Origin of the sequence: Mycobacterium terramassiliense (assembly GCF_900157385.1) — a bacterium.
Taxonomy (GTDB): Bacteria; Actinomycetota; Actinomycetes; order Mycobacteriales; family Mycobacteriaceae; genus Mycobacterium; species Mycobacterium terramassiliense.
Genome location: NZ_LT717700.1, coordinates 183,789 through 198,732, shown reverse-complemented (window position 1 = coordinate 198,732; position 14,944 = coordinate 183,789). Strand labels below are relative to the sequence as shown.

Here is a 14,944-nt window from a genome sequence, read left to right as displayed (position 1 = left end):
CTGGCTCAAGCGCCGTACAGGGTCTTCTTCCACACCGTCGACAGGGTGGCGATGGCGTCCTCGTCGTTGATCTCCAGGCCCAGCCCCGACGGTCCGACGAACACGGTGGTGAAGTTCTCGAACAGCAGCGCGATGGCCGCCGCGGTGTGTTCGGGGTTGAGGTCGGCGCCATAACCCTGTTCCTGGGCGCGCCGGACCGACGCGGCCACGATGTCCATGCCGAAGCGGCGGAATTCGTTCTGCACGGTTGCGAAGCGTCGCTGGGTGGCGGCGAGCTGGGCCACGGCGATCATGATGCCGATGTTCTGCTTGAACATGCTCCAGTACCCGGTGACCACCCCGGTGAAGAACGCGTCGTCATCCGGCGATTCGGGCAGCTCGACGCTCAGCCCGGACGGCCGCACGACCTCGTGCAGAAACGACTCCGCCAGCGCGGCCAACAGGTCTTCCTTGTCGGCGAAATACCGGTAGAACACGGCGGACGACTTGCCCGCCGCCGACGTGATGTCGGCCAGGGTGGTGCCGTGAAAGCCGCGTTCCGCGAACAGCTTTCGGGCAGCCTGCTCGATGGCCTGCCTGGTCTGGCGGCCCTTGGCGGTCAGGTTTTCGGCCGGCATCAGTTCCGGATCCGGTCGCCGGCGCGCAGCAGCGCACTCGGCAAGTCGTGGCCCACGAGGGATCGGGCGACCTCGGCGGCGGCGATGGCGGCCGGCAGGTCGACGTCGATGTCGATGTCGCTGTCGCGGAGCAGATAGACCAGGTCCTCGGTGGCGATGTTGCCCGTGGCGCCGGGCGCGAAGGGACAGCCGCCCAGCCCGCCCACCGAGGCGTCCAGCCTGGTGACCCCGGAGCCGACCGCGGCGTAGGCGCTGGCCAGGCCGGTGCCGCGGGTGTTGTGGAAATGCCCGCCCAGCGGCATGTCGCCGATCACCGGACGCAGTTGTGCGATCAGCGAACTCACGCGCCGCGGGGTGGTGGTGCCGATGGTGTCGGCGATCGAGAAACGGTCGACGCCCCGCTCGCGCGCGGCCGCACCGATCTCGAGCACCCGCTGCGGCGCGGTCGGCCCCTCGAACGGGCAGTCCCACGCGGTGGCGACGATGACCTCGACGGTGACCCCGGCGTCGTGGGCGATCGCGACGATCTCCTCGATCTGGCCCGTGGCCTCGGCGGCGCTGCGCCCGACGTTGGCCTCGCTGAACGCGTCGCTGGCGGCCACCACGTATTCGATCGACCGCAGCCCCGCGGCGACCGCGCGCTTGGCGCCGTTCGGACTGGCCACCAGGGCGGAGAACTCGATGTCGGGATAGTCGTGCAGGTGCGCGGCGAGCTCGGCGGCATCGGCCATCGAGGGCACCTTGGACGGGGACACGAACGCCGTCGCCTCCACCTCGCGCACCCCGGTGGCGGCCACCGCGGCCAGCAATTCCAGCTTGGCGGCCAACGGGATTGGCTGTTCGATCTGCAGGCCGTCGCGCAGCGACACCTCGCGAATGTCCACGTGCTGCGTCATAGCACCTCCTCGGTCCGCAACGCCTCGAGCTCGGCGGCGGTCTTGCCGAGCAGTCCGAGGTAGACGTCGTCGTTGTGCTGGCCCGGGCGCGCGGGCCCGGCGTTGCGGACGCCGCCCGGGGACTCCGAGAGCACCGGGACGACACCCGGCCCCAGTACGGTTCGCTCGATCCCTTCGTCGAAGTGCTCGACCAGCATGCCGCGGGCCCGTAGCTGCGGGTCGTTGACCACCTCGGCGACCGTGTTGATCGGACCCGCGATCACGCCTGCGGCGGTCAGGGTTTCGATGATGTCGCCGGGTTGCCGGTCGGCGGCCCACGCGCCGATGATCTTGTCGAGTTCGTCCTGATTGCGGCCGCGGGCGACGTGCGTGGCGAACCGGTCGTCGGTGGCCAGCTCCGGGCGCCCCATGGCCGCGCACAGCCGGGCGAACACCGTGTCCTGGTTGGCGGCGATCACCACCCAGGATCCGTCGGCGCTGCGGTAGATGTTGGACGGCGCGATGCCGTCCAGCCGGGTGCCCGACGGCCCGCGCACCACGCCGCCGACGTCATAGTCGGGGATCGTGGATTCCTGCACGGCCAAGCAGGATTCGGTGAGCGCGACGTCCACCACCTGGCCGCGCCCGGTGACGCCGCGGCGGTACAGCGCGGCCAGCGCGCCCTGGGCGCCGAACATGCCGGCGAGGCTGTCGCCGAGCGAGAGCGCCAGCCGGGGCGGCGGTCCGCCCGGGAAGCCGTTGAGGTGCCGCAGTCCGCTGGCCGCTTCCGCCACCGAGGCGTAGCCGGCCTTGTGCGCATCGGGCCCCGTCTGCCCGTAGCCGGACACCCGGACCAGGATGATGCCCGGGTTGCGTTCACAGAGCGCGTCGTAGCCCAGGTTCCACTTCTCCAGCGTGCCCGGGCGGAAGTTCTCCACCACGATGTCGGATTTCGCGACGAGGTCTAAGAACAGCTCTCGGCCGCGGGGCTTGCGCAGGTCCAGGGTGATCGCCCGCTTGTTGCGGGCGTGCACCGTCCAGAAGACGTGGTGCCCGTTCAGTTCGGCCTGGCCCCAGGTGCGCAGCGGGTCCGGCGCGCCGGGGGGTTCCACCTTGATGACGTCGGCGCCCATGTCGCCGAGCAGCCGGCCGGCGAACGGCCCGGCGATCAGGGTGCCCAGCTCGAGCACCCGGATGCCGTCCAGCGGGCCGGTGGTGTTCATTCTGGGGCCGCGAAGTCGTGCCGGATCAGCCAGTCGGTGACCACCTCGACGGCGTGCCGCAGCTTGTCCCGTTGGTCGGGACCCGCGTAATAATGTGTGGCGCCGGGAATTTCGTGCATCTCCTTGTCGGGGTGCCCGATCGCCTCGAAGAGCCGTCGGGTGTGGCTGGGCGTGCAGGCGTCATCGGCCAGGTTACCGATGACCAGCGCCGGGACGGCAAGGTCGCGCCCGCACGCCACCCCGTCGCCGCGGGCGTCGTCGTAACTCCATTGCGACAGCCAGCCGCGCAGCGTCGAAAACCGGGCCAACCCGACCGGGCTCATGTTCACCACTCGGGGCTCGCCCAGATAGCAGGTCCCCGGGGTCCGTTCGTTGGGATCCACGCTCGGGTCCAGCCAGCGCGGGTCGGCCATCGTGCCGTGCACGACGAAGCAGAACTCCTCGTCGGGTCGCCCGGCCGCCTTCAATTCGGCCAGCTTTGCTCGGACCCATGCCGTGATGCGCCGGTTGCGGTCGATCTGCGCCTGCCGGTAGCGGTCCAGGAACTCCCGGCTGTAGGGCGGTTGGTTGGGGTTGTCCGGGTCGTACAGGTCCAGCTCGGGATCGCGCTTGGTCGGGTCGGACTCGTCGAGGATGGACGCGTCCAGCCATTCGGTCAGCGTGCCGTGCCGGCTGATGTGCGCGGCCAGCAGCATGATCCCGTCGGCCTCGGGCAGGTCGAGCTTGGTGAGGTCGGGGCCGTCGCCGGACGGGCTCGCCGTGATCGTCGGTTTCTGGGCCTGCTGTTGATAGAACACCGACAGCGAGCCGCCGCCGCTCCACCCGGCGAGCACCACCTTGCGGTAGCCCAGGCGGCCCTTGGCGTCCTTGATGCACTCGCCGAGGTCCTCGACCACCTTCTCCATCAGCAGCGCCGAATCGGTGCCGCGAAACCGGCTGTTGCAGTAGATGACGTGGTGCCCCGCCCGGGCCAGCGCGTTGATCATCGGCAGGTACGCGCCGCCCCCGATCGGGTGCATGAAGACCAGCACGGTATCGGACGGCTTGGCTTTCGGCTTGAGCAGATAGCTTTCCAGCACGGTGATCTCGGCCAGACCGCCGTAGACGTCGCGCACCGCGGAATTGTTCTGGAAGGCAACCAGATAGGGGATTCGATCGTAGTCGTGCTTCACGAGTGCTGCCCGAGGTCGTGGGCGAGCACCTCGGCGGACGGGGTGAGCCGGCGCCGGGTGTCGACCGCGATCACCTGCCAGTCCACCCGCGAATGTTCGTCGAACTTGCGGCGCGCCCGTTCCCGCGCCTTCTCCGGCGCGCCGTGGTGAACGCCTTGCGGCGCATGGGTGATCAGCCCGGGCGGCATCGGGATGCCGTAGAGCGAACCGCCGTGGAAGAAGGCGATCTCGTCGTAGTCGACGTTGCGGTGGTACCAGGGGGTGCGCTCGGTGCCGGCGACGCCCTCGGCGGGCTTGGGCAGGAAGTTCATCACGTAGACGCCGGTGGCCTGCATGAACAGGTGCACCGTGGGCGGCAGGTGAACGCTGTCCGAGGTGATCACGTTGTAGTCGGCGATGTTGAAGGTGAACGCGAAGTTGTCGCCGCGCCAGCCCTCGACGTCAAGCGGATTGTGTTGGTAGAACAGCGTTGTCGGGCCGCCGTCCTCAATAGACCGGTGGACGAGCCGGACCTCGTACTCGTCGCGGCCGTCGTCGTCGATCGGCTCCGGTTCGGGGATCGTCGCCTGCGACGGATCGAACGGGAAGTGGCGGCCCAGCGCGCCGGGCGGCGGCACCCGGAATTCGTCGCTGGCCTCGATCATCAGCAGCGTGGTCTCGCCGTCGGGTATTTGACGCCAGGTGCACGCCTTCGGGAGGTAGACCCAGTCGCCCTCGCGGTAGCGCAGCGGCCCGAACTCGGTCTCCAGCAGGCCCGCCCCGCTGTGCACGAAGCACAGCAGGTCGCCGTCGACGTGCCGGGCGTAGAACGGCATCGGCTCGTGGCGGCGGCTCAACGAGATTCGGCAGTCGTCGTTGCTGAACATGAGCAGCGGACCGCCGTTGGCGTCGGTGGCGTCGCCGGGCTTGAGCTCGCCGGCGAGCACGTCGACCGGTCGCAGGGGACCGACGGCCCGGTAGGCGGTGGGGTCGTTGCGGCGGTACATGTTCGCGGTCCGGCCGGTGAATCCACCCCGGCCCAGTTCGTCGTCCTTGAGCCCGTCGAGGTCGGCGTGCAAGCGGCGCGGCGTTTTCCCTTTTCGCAGGTGAACGAAGGATTCCATGGAGACTCCAGGCTCGGCGGGGAACGAAACTGAAAGTGACATTACTTTTTGTTTATCGGACGCACAAGGTGCTCGGCGCCCCAACTCCTCGAGACATGATCCATTGCGCACCGCGTCGGCGTGTCGTCGCAGACGTTGATGTGTCGCCGCGCCTCAATCGCGAACGCGCACCACGACTTTCCCTTTGGCCGTGCGATTCTCGAGCGATGCGACGGCCGCGCCGGCCCGCTCCAGCGGATAGACCTCGGGCGTCGGGGCGGCCAGCCGGCCCGAGCTGAGCAGGGCCTCCAGCCCGGCCCACTGCTCGGCGAGCGCGTTCGGGTGCGTCCCCGCCCAGGCCCCCCAGCCCACGCCGACGACGTCAATGTTGTTGAGCAGCAGCCGGTTCACCTTCACGGTCGGGATCTCCCCGCCGGTGAACCCGATGACCAGCAGGCGTCCGCCCGGGGCGAGCGAGCGCAGCGAATCGGTGAACCGGTCGCCGCCGACCGGGTCGACCACCACATCGATGCCGCGGCCGCCGGTGAGCTCCTTGACCGCGTCCTTGAAGCCCTCGGCCAGCACCACATCGGTGGCGCCGGCCGCCGTCGCCACGTCCGCCTTGTCCTCGGTGCTGACGACCGCGATGCTGCGGGACGCCCCGAGCAGCGACGCCAGCCGCAGCGTGGACGTGCCGATCCCGCCGGCGGCGCCGTGTACCAGCACCGTCTCGCCCTGGGCCAGCCGGCCGCGCACGGTCAGCGCGAAGTACACCGTCAGGTCGTTGAACAGCAGGCCCGCGCCGGCCTCGAAGCTCACGTTGTCCGGCAGCTTGAACACCCGGTCCGGCTGCAGGATGGCGACCTCGGCCATGCCACCCGACAGCATCGTCAACCCGACGACCCGGTCTCCGGGTTGCACGTGCGCGCCCTGGGGCGCCGACCGCACCACGCCGGCGATCTCGGCCCCGAGCACGAACGGCGGCTCCGGCCGGTACTGGTAGAGGCCGCGGGTCAGAAGGGCGTCGGGAAAGGCCGCGCCCGCCGCGTACACGTCGACGACCACACCGTCACCCGAGGGTTCGTCGACCTCCGCCACCTCGATCGCGTCCGGACCATCCAGTCGCGTCACCCGTGCAGCCCGCATGGTCGGACAGCCTACTGCCGACTCAAAACCCGCCGGCGACCCGCACCACCGCGCGGCCGGAGAAGGCGCCGGCGCGCACCTGATCCAGCACGCCGACAACGTCCTTGACGTCGACGTCGCTGATCACCGCCTCCAGGTGACGCGGCCGCAACGAATCACCCAGCAGCGCCCACAATTTCCGGCGCCGGCCGATCGGCATCAGCACCGAGTCCATCCCGAGCAGCGCGACGCCGCGCAGGATGAACGGCATCACCGTGGTGTGCAACGCCGGCCCACCGGTCAGGCCGCTGCAGGCCCCCCCCCCGCCGTAGTCGACGGCGCTGAGCACGTCGGCCAGGGTCGCCCCGCCCACGCAATCCACCGCGCCCGCCCAGCGCGCCTTGGCCAGGGGCCGGGGCTTGGCGTCGGGGTCCTCGGGCAACCGTCCGATAACCTCCGCGGCGCCAAGCTCTTTCAGCAGGCCGGCCGCCTGCTCCTTGCCGGTGGACGCGACCACCCGGTAGCCCGCTCCCGCCAGCAGGTCCACGCTCACGGATCCGACGCCGCCGGAGGCGCCGGTGACGACGACCGGCCCGGCGTCGGGTTTTAGGCCCCATTCGATCAGCGCCTGCACGCTCATCGCGGCGGTGAAGCCGGCGGTGCCGATCGCGGCGCCCTCGCGCGGCGTCAGGTCGCCGAGCGCCACCACCTGGTCGGCGGGCAGCCGCGCGTATTCGGCGTAACCGCCGTGGTGGCCGGTGCCGATCGCGTACCCATGGGCCAACACCTGGTCGCCGACGGCGAAATCGGGGGAGTGGGATTCGACGACCTCGCCGGTCAGGTCGATGCCCGGCACCACCGGGTAATTGCGGACCACGCCGCCGCCCGGCGTGAGCGCCAGCGCGTCCTTGAAGTTGACGCTCGAGTACTCCACCCGGATCGTCACCTCGCCGGGCGGCAGGTCCTCGGCGCTCAGCGTCTCGACCGACGCGGTTATCCGGTCACCATCTTGGCGCGCGACGAGCGCTTGAAACGTGTCCATACGACGACGCTAACCTCACCCCATGGATTCCTTTCCACTCGGTGGCTTTTCCGTCGCGCGCATCGGCTTCGGCGCGATGCAACTGCCCGGGCCGAACGTGTTCGGCCCCCCGCGGGACCGTGACGAGGCGCTCGCGGTGCTGCGGCGCGCGGTCGAACTCGGCGTCGACCACATCGACACCGCCCAGTTCTACGGCCCCGACGTCGCCAACGAGCTGATCCGCGAGGCGTTGCACCCGTATCCGGACAACCTGGCCCTGGTGAGCAAGGTCGGTGGGCGCCGGGACGACACCGGCGCTTGGCTACCGGCGGGCGAACCGGCCGACTTGCGCCGCGACATCGAGGCGAACCTGCGGACCTTGGGGGTCGACCGGCTGGCCGCGGTCAACCTGAGGCTCTTCGACAGCGACGGTCCGGATCAGCTGTTCGACGATCAGCTGACGGCCATGATGCAGGCCCGTGACGAGGGTTTGATCGGCGGGATCGGGCTGAGCAACATCAACCGTGAACACCTGCTGCATGCCCTGGGACGCACCGAAATCGTTTGTGTGCAGAACGCTTTCAACCTTGTCGACCGCGACTCCGCCCCCGTGCTCGAGGAGTGCACGAGGCAGGGGATCGCGTTCGTGCCGTTCTTCCCGCTGGGGGCGGCGTTCGCGCGGCCGAACCCGGTCTTGAGTCACCCGTTGGTGACCGACACCGCCGAGCGAGTCGGCCGCACCCCCGCGCAGGTCGCCCTCGCCTGGACGCTGAGCGTGGCGCCCAATGTGCTGCTGATCCCGGGCACTTCGTCGGTGCGGCACCTGGAGGAGAACATGGCCGTCGCCTCCATCGAGCTGGACGCGGACACCCGCGAGCGGCTCAACGCCGTCGCGGCATAGGTCTCGCCGACCGTGAAACCAGGGCGGAAAAGCCGCGAGATTTTCGCCCTGGTTTCACGTTGGGCGCGAAGGCACCGATAGCTACTTGAGTTCGGCCGACGACAGCCCCAGCAGGCGACGGGCGACCACGAGCTGCTGGATCTGCTGGGTGCCCTCGAAGATGTCCAGGATCTTCGAATCGCGCGCCCACTTCTCCAGCAGCGACTGCTCGGAATACCCTGCGGTGCCGGCCAATTCGACGGACTTGAGGGTGACGTCGCTTGCCATCCGCCCGGCCTTGGCCTTGCTCATCGACGCCTCTTTGGAGTTGGGGATCTTGTTGTCGGCCTGCCACGCGGCCCGCAACGACAGCAGGTAGGCGGCCTCCCAGTCGGCCTCCATCCGCAGGAACTCGGCCGCCGCGGCGCTCTGGGCGTGTGACGGCCGGTCGTAGCAGATCTCGACCCCCGCCTCGGTGAGGATCTTGCGGATCTCCTCCAGCGCGGCGCGGCCGACCCCGATGGCCATGGCGGCGACGATCGGCCGGGTGTTGTCGAAGGTCTCCATCACACCGGAAAAGCCCTTGCCGACCTCGATTTCGGGGTTGCCCAGCAGGTTGTCCTTCGGGATGCGGACGTTGTCGAACCGGATCGCCGCGGTGTCGGAGCCCTTGATGCCGAGCTTGTGCTCGAGCCGTTCGACGGTGACGCCCGGGTGGTCGCGCGGCACGATGAACGATTTGATCGCGGCGCGGCCCGCCGCCTTGTCCAGCGTGGCCCACACCACGATGTGGGTGGCCCGCGAGCCGGCCGTGACGAAGATCTTCTCGCCGTTGATCACGTACTCGTCGCCGTCCAGCTTGGCGGTGGTGGACACCGCCGCCGAATCGGATCCGAAGCCGGGCTCGGTGATGGCCATCGCCGCCCACACCTTGCCGAGGCGCTCCAGTTGCTCGTCGGTGGCCACCGCGGAGATGGCCGCGTTACCCAGCCCCTGGTAGGGGACCGACAGCATCATCGCGACGTCGCCCCAGCTGGCCTCCAGCGTCTGCAGCAGCGCGGCCATGTTGGCGCCGTTGTGGTTTCGGTCCCTGTCCTCGTCCTCGTCGCGAAGCGCGTCGGCCCCGGCGAAGGCGACCGATTCGGAGGCGCCCTCGAACAGGCTGATCAGGGTGTCCAGCTCGACCGGGTAGGCGTGCTCCTTGAGGTCGTACTTGCGCGCGATCGGCCGCATCATCTCGGCGGCGCCCTGGTGGGTCTTGACGCTCACCGCTTGCAGCTTGCGGGGCAGTTCCAGATTGATTGCCATGATTGGTCTTTCGCTCGAGTGAGATGACGACTTAGATGACGACGACGCCCTCGGCCACGCCGATCGCCCGCAGGTCGCGGTACCAGCGCTCGACCGGGTGCTCCTTGGTGTAGCCGTGGCCGCCGAGCAGTTGCACGCCGTCCAGGCCGATCTGCATGCCCTTGTCGGTGCCGAGCCGCTTGGCCAGCGCCGCTTCCCGGGCGAACGGCAGGCCCTGCTCGGCGCGGGCGGCGCCGCGCCAGGTGATCAGCCGCAGGCCGTCCAATTCGATGGCGATGTTCGCGCACATGAAGGCCACGGCCTGGCGGCGCGCGATCGGCTCACCGAAGGCCTCACGCTCTTTCACATACGGGACGACGTAGTCGAGCACCGCGTGCGAGGTGCCGACCGCCAGCGCCGCCCAGCCCAGACGCGACAGCGCGATCGCCTCGGAGTAGTCGTCATCGGAGGCCTCGTCCTCGCCCAGCCGCGCGCCCAGCGGCACCGTCACGCCGGACAGCTCGACCCGGCCCAGGGCCGCCGCGCGGATTCCCATGCTCGGATCCGCCTTGACGGTAAGGCCTTTGGTGGCCGACTCGACGATGAACAGCGCGGGCTTGCCGTCCAACTGCGCCGCGACGACGAACAGCTCGGCGTCGGCGGCGGCGGGGACCAACGATTTGACACCCTCGAGCCGGTAGCCACTCGGAGTGCGCACCGCGGTGGTCTGCAACCGGGTGGGGTCGAACAGCGGTTGCGGTTCGGCGATGGCCACGCACGCCTGCGGGACGTTCTCGCCGGCGAACTCGTGCAGGTAGGTTGCCTGCTGATCGGCGCTGCCCCAATGGGTGAGGGCCGACGCCACGCCCCCGGGCGCGAGAATCGGCAACGCCAGGCCCATGTCGCCGTAGGCGAGCGCCTCGGCGACCAGCACGTTGGTGACGCTCGAGCGGTGGGCGGCGATGCCCTCGAAGTCCTCGGGGATGTTGATCGCGGTGATCCCCAGCTCGGCGGCCTTGGCGATCAGATCGGGGGGATAGGTGGCCGCCTCGGCGGCGTCGTGCGCCGCGGGGCGCAGCACCTCCTCGGCGAACTCGTCGAGGGTCTCGACGATCATCTTCTGCTCGTCGTCGGGCGTCAGATCGAAATAGTCCTTGCCACTGGACTTGAGCCGGGTCGGCCCGCCCCGGAGGTTCTGGACCCGTTTGAACTGGCGGGACGCGGCTCCGGCGGTGGAGAAGATCGTCTTCGTGCCGTAGCGCAGGCCGCGGTTCAGCGGGTCGCGCAGGTGGTATTTGTCCAGAAACTCCTGGCCGACGAGCGGGGTAAGCAGCGCGAGGGTGAGGTCGATCCCGGTCCGCTTGTGCGGTTGCAGGCCGACGCCGTTCTTGCGGCCGCGCCGCCTCGGGCGTGAGCGGGTGGTCTTCGAAGTCTGTTTTGAACCGGAAGTCTCGGTCATTTCAGCAGCCTCTGTCGTTGGGGCAATGCGGATAGTTCTATCTTACTCCGGAGTAAGATAGATGGGACTGCGTGTTAGTTAATTCACAAAGACTAGGCCCGCAGGCGGGAAAGCACCTGTTCATGCAGGAGGCCGTTGGTGGCCACGGCGCTGCCCGCGTGCGGGCCAGCGGCCCCGTCCAGACCGGTGAACTTTCCGCCCGCCTCGCGCACCAAGATGTCGAGCGGCGCCAAATCCCACACCGACACCTCCGGTTCGGCCGCGATGTCCACCGCGCCCTCGGCGACCAGGCAATAGGACAGGAAGTCGCCATAGGCTCGGACCCGCCACAGCGCATCCGTGAGCCCGATGAAGCGATCACGCAGGCCGCGCTGCGCCCAGCCCGACAGGCTGGAGAACGACAGGCTCGCCGAATCCAGTTGTGCCACAGAGGAAACCGATAACTGGCGCGGTGGGCCGCCGTCGACGGCGGCGAACGCGCCCCGCCCCGCCGCCGCCCACCAACGGCGGTGCAGCGCCGGCGCGCTCACGACGCCGACCGAGGGGACGCCGTCGGTGAGCAACGCGATCAGGCTGGCCCACACCGGCACGCCGCGCACGAAGTTCTTGGTCCCATCGATCGGGTCGATGATCCACTGCCGCCCGCTGAACGTGGCGGTCCCGCCGAACTCCTCGCCGACGACGCCGTCGTCCGGCCGTTCGCGCCCCAGCACGTCGCGCAGGTCGGTCTCGACGCGCCGATCGGCGTCGGTCACCGGCGTCAGATCCGGTTTGGTGTCGATCCGCAGGTCGAGCGCTCCGAACCGGGCTGTGGTCACCGCGTCGGCGCGGTCGGCCAGGGCGAGCGCCAGCGTCAGGTCGTCGCGACTCATGGGTGCAGTCCTACCATGGCCGGGTGTGGGAATTCGGTGTGCTGATCCTGCTGGTGGCGGTCCTGGGGGTGGTCTTGGCCCAGCGGTTCATCCCGCGCGGCCCGCGCGGCGAGGTGGCGAGCGGGACGCTGCTGGTGACCGGGGTCAGCCCGCGGCCGGACGCTACCGGCGAGCAGTTCGTCACCATCGCCGGCGTCATCAACGGGCCCACGGTCAGCGAGTACGCCGTCTATCAGCGCGTGGCGGTCGACGTCGACCACTGGCCGACGATGGGCCAGCTGCTCCCGGTGGTGTATTCGCCCAAGAACCCGGACAACTGGCGGTTCGCACCGGCCGAGCCGCCGGCCGCCTAGCCGCCCGCGGGCGGGCGCGTCATCACGGTCAGCCGCGTCCCGTAGCGCGGCAGGACCCCCGACGCCCGCGCCAACGTGCCCGCCGGCATCCCGGGCACGCCGGGATAACCGGAACCGGCCAACTCGTCGGTTCCCGCGAGGGTGGTCAGGCCGGCGGGTTCCAGCGCCGCGATGCGGCCGGTCGACGGCGCGGACCAGCTGGCCGGCACCGACATCGGACCGATCGCGTTTGCCCGGCTCATGCTCGCCGTGACCGCGTTGGTCAGGCCGCCGAGTCCCGATCCGGGTGTCCCGCCGCCGAGCCCGATGGGCCCGAGCGCGGGCGCGGGGCCCGCGAGGCCGGACAGGTACGCCATATTGGCCTGCATGCCGAGCAGATTGGCGGCGTGGCTGCTCATCGACGCCGGAAGCCCCGCGAAGGTTCCGATCCCGCCGAATGACGCGTTCGCGAGCTGGATCGAGTCCAGCACGCTGAGCGGGTTCGCGCTGATCGGAATCGGGCTGAGGTTCAGCACGGAAGCCAACGCGTTGCTCAGCTGCGTGCTCAACCCCTGCAATGCCGAGTACACGGTCGTGAAGGGGTCGGCGGCCGCCTGGGTGGCGGCCGCGCTTTGGGCGGCCACCCCGTCGGGGTTGGTGGTCTGTTGCGGGGAAGCGAACGGTGTCAACCGGCTGGCCGTCGCCGACGTGGCGGCATAGGCGTTCATCGCGGTGGCGTCCTGGGCCCACATTTCGGCGTAGTGGGCCTCGGTGGCCGCGATCGCCGCGGTGTTCTGGCCAAAGAAGTTCGTCGCGATCAGCGCCTGCAGCTGCGCGCGGTTGACCGCGATGACCGGCGGGGGCACCGTCATGGCGAACGCCTGGTCGAACGCCGCCGCCGCGGCCCTGGCTTGCATGGCCGTCTGTTTCGTCTGCTGCGCGGTCGTGGTCAGCCACTGCACGTAGGGCGTGGCCGCGGTCGTCATCGATTCCGACGCGGGGCCGCGCCACTGCAAGGTGGTAAGGGTCGAGAGCACGGATTCGTAAGTCTGGGCCGTGGTGCCCAATTCGGCGGACAGCGAATCCCAGCTTCCCGCGGCGGCCAACAGCGAGCCCGATCCGGGGCCGCTGTAAATCCGGGCGGAATTGATTTCGGGCGGAAAAAGGGCGTAATCCATTGTCAGGTCTCCCTGTTTGGGTGTACGTGCTGAACCGCGCCGAGCCCGATTCGGCACTCTGTCCACCGCCGCCGCACTGGCAGCGGTGATAAGAATGTAGGCGGCGTTGCCCGTCTGTACTGGAGTTTTAGGCCCAAAAGTCCAGCGTGTCAGTCGGCTTCGTTGCCGCCATGTGAAAATGGCCAGATTCACTGACGGGCCGCCGCGGACCGCGCGGCCTCGGCCGCGATCGCTGGCCGCGGCGACCGCGCTTGGGGTCATTGATAGGGACCAATGGCCCCCATTTGTGAACCGAATGCCCCTGGGTGATCCCTGTTTCCGGCCAATAGCGTGGGGCGGAGACGATCGTCGAGCACTTCCAAGCAGCGCAGGAGACCCCGATGGGTGATTCAGCTCCGAGCGTCGTCGTCGGTGTCGACGGATCCAAAGCGGCGGTCGCCGCGGCCCGCTGGGCGATCGACGAGGCGGTGAGCCGCGACATACCGCTGCGATTGGTTTGTGTGATCGAGGCCCCGGAATCTCAGCGCACCGGCGATCGCCGGTTGGCCGCCGCCCGGTCGGCGTTGCAAGGCGCCCGTCGGGCGGTCGAGGAGGCCGGGCAACCGGCGAAGGTCGAAACCGAGATCCTTTGGGGGAAGCCGCTTGCCGGCCTCTTGGAAGAGTCCAGGTCGGCGGCGATGATCTGTGTCGGGTCCATCGGTCTCGATCATGCCGCCCATGGCGTCGGCTCCCTGTCGGCGAGCCTGGCCGCGTCGGCGCTGTGTCCGGTCGCCGTGATCCGCCACCCGACGGGCAGGCGGGCAACCGCCAGGGTCGGTCGCGTGACGGTGCAAGCCGACAACGCCGGCGCCCTGCGCCACGCCTTCGAGGAGGCGAGGTTGCGCCAGGCTCCGCTGCGCGCAATCGCGCTATCCGGTTCCGCGGGACCGGACGACGTCGCGAAACGTTCGGCGCAGGCGCAGCTGAGGCGGCGGATTGCCCGGTGGACGCGGCAGTACCCGGACGTGCGCGTCGAATCCGCCGTCGTTCGCGGGAGCGTCGACGACTATCTGGCCGCTCACCACGGGCCGGATCAGCTTTTCGTCACCGACGCGCGTGGTTGCTATGACCTGTGCGGCGCGCACAACGCCGGAACGTCGGTTCTCGCCACGCGTTCGAGCAATCTGTAGAGGCCGGGCGGGAACTCCTATGAGCCTAGGTTTCTTTTTGGTCGACGATCACGCGGTGGTGCGGCGCGGACTGATCGAACTGCTCAGTGCGGACCCCGAACTCGACTGCGTCGGGGAGGCCGCATCCGTCGCCGAGGCGATGACCAAGATTCCTGTGGCCAGTCCCGATGTCGCGGTGCTCGACGATTGGCTGCCCGATGGCCACGGCGTCGAGTTGTGCCGCGACCTGTTGTCGTCGATGCCTGATCTGCGCTGCCTGATGATGATGTCGCACACCTCCGACGAGGCGATGCTGTGCGCAGTCCTGGCGGGCGGCAGCGGATATGTCGTCAAGAACATCAAAGGCATGGAATTGGCTTGCGCCATCAAGGATGTGGGCGCCGGGCGATCTCTGCTCGACCCGCACGCCACGGCCGCGCTGATGAAGAAACTGTCGCGGATCGCCGAGACCAACGACGGGCTCTGGGGCCTCAACGACCGGGACCGCGCGTTATTGAGCTTGCTCGGTGACGGCCTGACCAACAGGCAGATCGCCGAGCGGACGAGGTTGGCCGAAGATATCGTGCGCAAGCAGGTGTCGCGCCTGCTGGTCAAACTGGGTGTGACGCGCTACCCGTATTCGCTTGATCGGCAATGGTTCTGAGGCGCCCGA

General features: G+C 69.2%; 15 protein-coding genes. 4 read left to right on the top strand and 11 right to left on the bottom strand.

Going from position 1 to position 14,944, the window contains the following annotated elements; translation table 11 throughout:
* Positions 1-5: 5 nt before the first annotated feature.
* The 7 genes from MTAB308_RS08935 to MTAB308_RS08905 all read right to left on the bottom strand — a co-directional run bounded on the left by MTAB308_RS08935 (position 6) and on the right by MTAB308_RS08905 (position 7,136).
* A complete protein-coding gene (locus tag MTAB308_RS08935; RefSeq protein ID WP_077099141.1) occupies positions 6-617 on the bottom strand; it encodes a TetR/AcrR family transcriptional regulator in 612 nt (203 codons plus the stop codon).
* Positions 617-1,513, bottom strand: coding sequence for a hydroxymethylglutaryl-CoA lyase (locus MTAB308_RS08930; protein WP_077099140.1), 897 nt, complete (start codon positions 1,511-1,513; stop codon positions 617-619). The genes MTAB308_RS08935 and MTAB308_RS08930 overlap by 1 nt, the downstream gene beginning before the upstream one ends.
* The gene (locus MTAB308_RS08925; RefSeq protein WP_077099139.1) at positions 1,510-2,715 is read right to left on the bottom strand and encodes a CaiB/BaiF CoA transferase family protein; all 1,206 of its coding nucleotides are present in this window, start codon (positions 2,713-2,715) and stop codon (positions 1,510-1,512) included. Before MTAB308_RS08925 ends, MTAB308_RS08930 begins: the two co-directional genes overlap by 4 nt.
* Complete coding sequence (locus tag MTAB308_RS08920; RefSeq protein WP_077099138.1) at positions 2,712-3,887, bottom strand: alpha/beta hydrolase; 1,176 nt, start codon at positions 3,885-3,887, stop codon at positions 2,712-2,714. Before MTAB308_RS08920 ends, MTAB308_RS08925 begins: the two co-directional genes overlap by 4 nt.
* Complete coding sequence (locus MTAB308_RS08915) at positions 3,884-4,990, bottom strand: homogentisate 1,2-dioxygenase (RefSeq protein ID WP_077099137.1); 1,107 nt, start codon at positions 4,988-4,990, stop codon at positions 3,884-3,886. The genes MTAB308_RS08920 and MTAB308_RS08915 overlap by 4 nt, the downstream gene beginning before the upstream one ends.
* Positions 4,991-5,143: 153 nt before the next feature.
* A complete protein-coding gene (locus tag MTAB308_RS08910; RefSeq protein WP_077099136.1) occupies positions 5,144-6,115 on the bottom strand; it encodes an NADPH:quinone oxidoreductase family protein in 972 nt (323 codons plus the stop codon).
* Positions 6,116-6,137: 22 nt separating this feature from the next.
* Positions 6,138-7,136: an acrylyl-CoA reductase family protein gene (locus MTAB308_RS08905; RefSeq protein WP_077099135.1), complete on the bottom strand. Its 999-nt coding sequence runs from the start codon at positions 7,134-7,136 to the stop codon at positions 6,138-6,140.
* Positions 7,137-7,158: 22 nt separating this feature from the next.
* On the opposite strand from MTAB308_RS08905, the gene MTAB308_RS08900 reads away from it, so the two are divergent.
* Positions 7,159-8,016, top strand: coding sequence for an oxidoreductase (locus MTAB308_RS08900; protein WP_077099134.1), 858 nt, complete (start codon positions 7,159-7,161; stop codon positions 8,014-8,016).
* Between the two features lie 81 nt (positions 8,017-8,097).
* Here the strand turns inward: MTAB308_RS08900 and MTAB308_RS08895 are convergent, their stop codons facing one another.
* The 3 genes from MTAB308_RS08895 to hisN all read right to left on the bottom strand — a co-directional run bounded on the left by MTAB308_RS08895 (position 8,098) and on the right by hisN (position 11,613).
* Entirely contained in the window at positions 8,098-9,303 is a 1,206-nt protein-coding gene (locus MTAB308_RS08895) for an acyl-CoA dehydrogenase family protein (protein WP_077099133.1), read from the bottom strand.
* 31 nt (positions 9,304-9,334) lie between these two features.
* Positions 9,335-10,741 (bottom strand): acyl-CoA dehydrogenase family protein, encoded by a 1,407-nt coding sequence (locus MTAB308_RS08890; protein WP_077099132.1) that lies wholly within the window; start codon positions 10,739-10,741, stop codon positions 9,335-9,337.
* 92 nt (positions 10,742-10,833) lie between these two features.
* Positions 10,834-11,613 (bottom strand): histidinol-phosphatase, encoded by a 780-nt coding sequence (gene hisN, locus MTAB308_RS08885; RefSeq protein ID WP_077099131.1) that lies wholly within the window; start codon positions 11,611-11,613, stop codon positions 10,834-10,836.
* A 23-nt stretch (positions 11,614-11,636) separates the two neighbouring features.
* On the opposite strand from hisN, the gene MTAB308_RS08880 reads away from it, so the two are divergent.
* Positions 11,637-11,966 carry a hypothetical protein gene (locus MTAB308_RS08880; protein ID WP_077100071.1) on the top strand — a complete coding sequence of 110 codons (330 nt, stop codon included), beginning with the start codon at positions 11,637-11,639 and terminating at the stop codon, positions 11,964-11,966.
* Here MTAB308_RS08880 and MTAB308_RS08875 read toward each other — a convergent pair.
* Positions 11,963-13,123, bottom strand: coding sequence for a PPE family protein (locus MTAB308_RS08875; RefSeq protein ID WP_077099130.1), 1,161 nt, complete (start codon positions 13,121-13,123; stop codon positions 11,963-11,965). The two genes, MTAB308_RS08880 and MTAB308_RS08875, sit on opposite strands and share 4 nt — an antisense overlap.
* 380 nt (positions 13,124-13,503) lie before the next feature.
* Here MTAB308_RS08875 and MTAB308_RS08870 point away from each other — a divergent pair, with 380 nt between their 5' ends.
* Together MTAB308_RS08870 and MTAB308_RS08865 are read left to right on the top strand one after the other, a co-directional pair.
* The gene (locus tag MTAB308_RS08870) at positions 13,504-14,292 is read left to right on the top strand and encodes a universal stress protein (RefSeq protein WP_077099129.1); all 789 of its coding nucleotides are present in this window, start codon (positions 13,504-13,506) and stop codon (positions 14,290-14,292) included.
* 19 nt (positions 14,293-14,311) lie between these two features.
* Positions 14,312-14,935: a response regulator transcription factor gene (locus MTAB308_RS08865; protein WP_077099128.1), complete on the top strand. Its 624-nt coding sequence runs from the start codon at positions 14,312-14,314 to the stop codon at positions 14,933-14,935.
* The last annotated feature ends 9 nt before the right edge of the window (positions 14,936-14,944 follow it).

Coding starts and splice junctions, on each gene's coding strand:
- MTAB308_RS08870 (WP_077099129.1), top strand. CDS start 13,504: ATGGGTGATTCAGCTCCGAGCGTCGTCGTCGGTGTCGACGGATCCAAA.
- MTAB308_RS08915 (WP_077099137.1), bottom strand. CDS start 4,990: ATGGAATCCTTCGTTCACCTGCGAAAAGGGAAAACGCCGCGCCGCTTG.
- MTAB308_RS08905 (WP_077099135.1), bottom strand. CDS start 7,136: ATGGACACGTTTCAAGCGCTCGTCGCGCGCCAAGATGGTGACCGGATA.
- MTAB308_RS08890 (WP_077099132.1), bottom strand. CDS start 10,741: ATGACCGAGACTTCCGGTTCAAAACAGACTTCGAAGACCACCCGCTCA.
- MTAB308_RS08900 (WP_077099134.1), top strand. CDS start 7,159: ATGGATTCCTTTCCACTCGGTGGCTTTTCCGTCGCGCGCATCGGCTTC.
- MTAB308_RS08910 (WP_077099136.1), bottom strand. CDS start 6,115: ATGCGGGCTGCACGGGTGACGCGACTGGATGGTCCGGACGCGATCGAG.
- MTAB308_RS08895 (WP_077099133.1), bottom strand. CDS start 9,303: ATGGCAATCAATCTGGAACTGCCCCGCAAGCTGCAAGCGGTGAGCGTC.
- MTAB308_RS08875 (WP_077099130.1), bottom strand. CDS start 13,123: ATGGATTACGCCCTTTTTCCGCCCGAAATCAATTCCGCCCGGATTTAC.
- hisN (WP_077099131.1), bottom strand. CDS start 11,613: ATGAGTCGCGACGACCTGACGCTGGCGCTCGCCCTGGCCGACCGCGCC.
- MTAB308_RS08925 (WP_077099139.1), bottom strand. CDS start 2,715: ATGAACACCACCGGCCCGCTGGACGGCATCCGGGTGCTCGAGCTGGGC.
- MTAB308_RS08865 (WP_077099128.1), top strand. CDS start 14,312: ATGAGCCTAGGTTTCTTTTTGGTCGACGATCACGCGGTGGTGCGGCGC.
- MTAB308_RS08930 (WP_077099140.1), bottom strand. CDS start 1,513: ATGACGCAGCACGTGGACATTCGCGAGGTGTCGCTGCGCGACGGCCTG.
- MTAB308_RS08935 (WP_077099141.1), bottom strand. CDS start 617: ATGCCGGCCGAAAACCTGACCGCCAAGGGCCGCCAGACCAGGCAGGCC.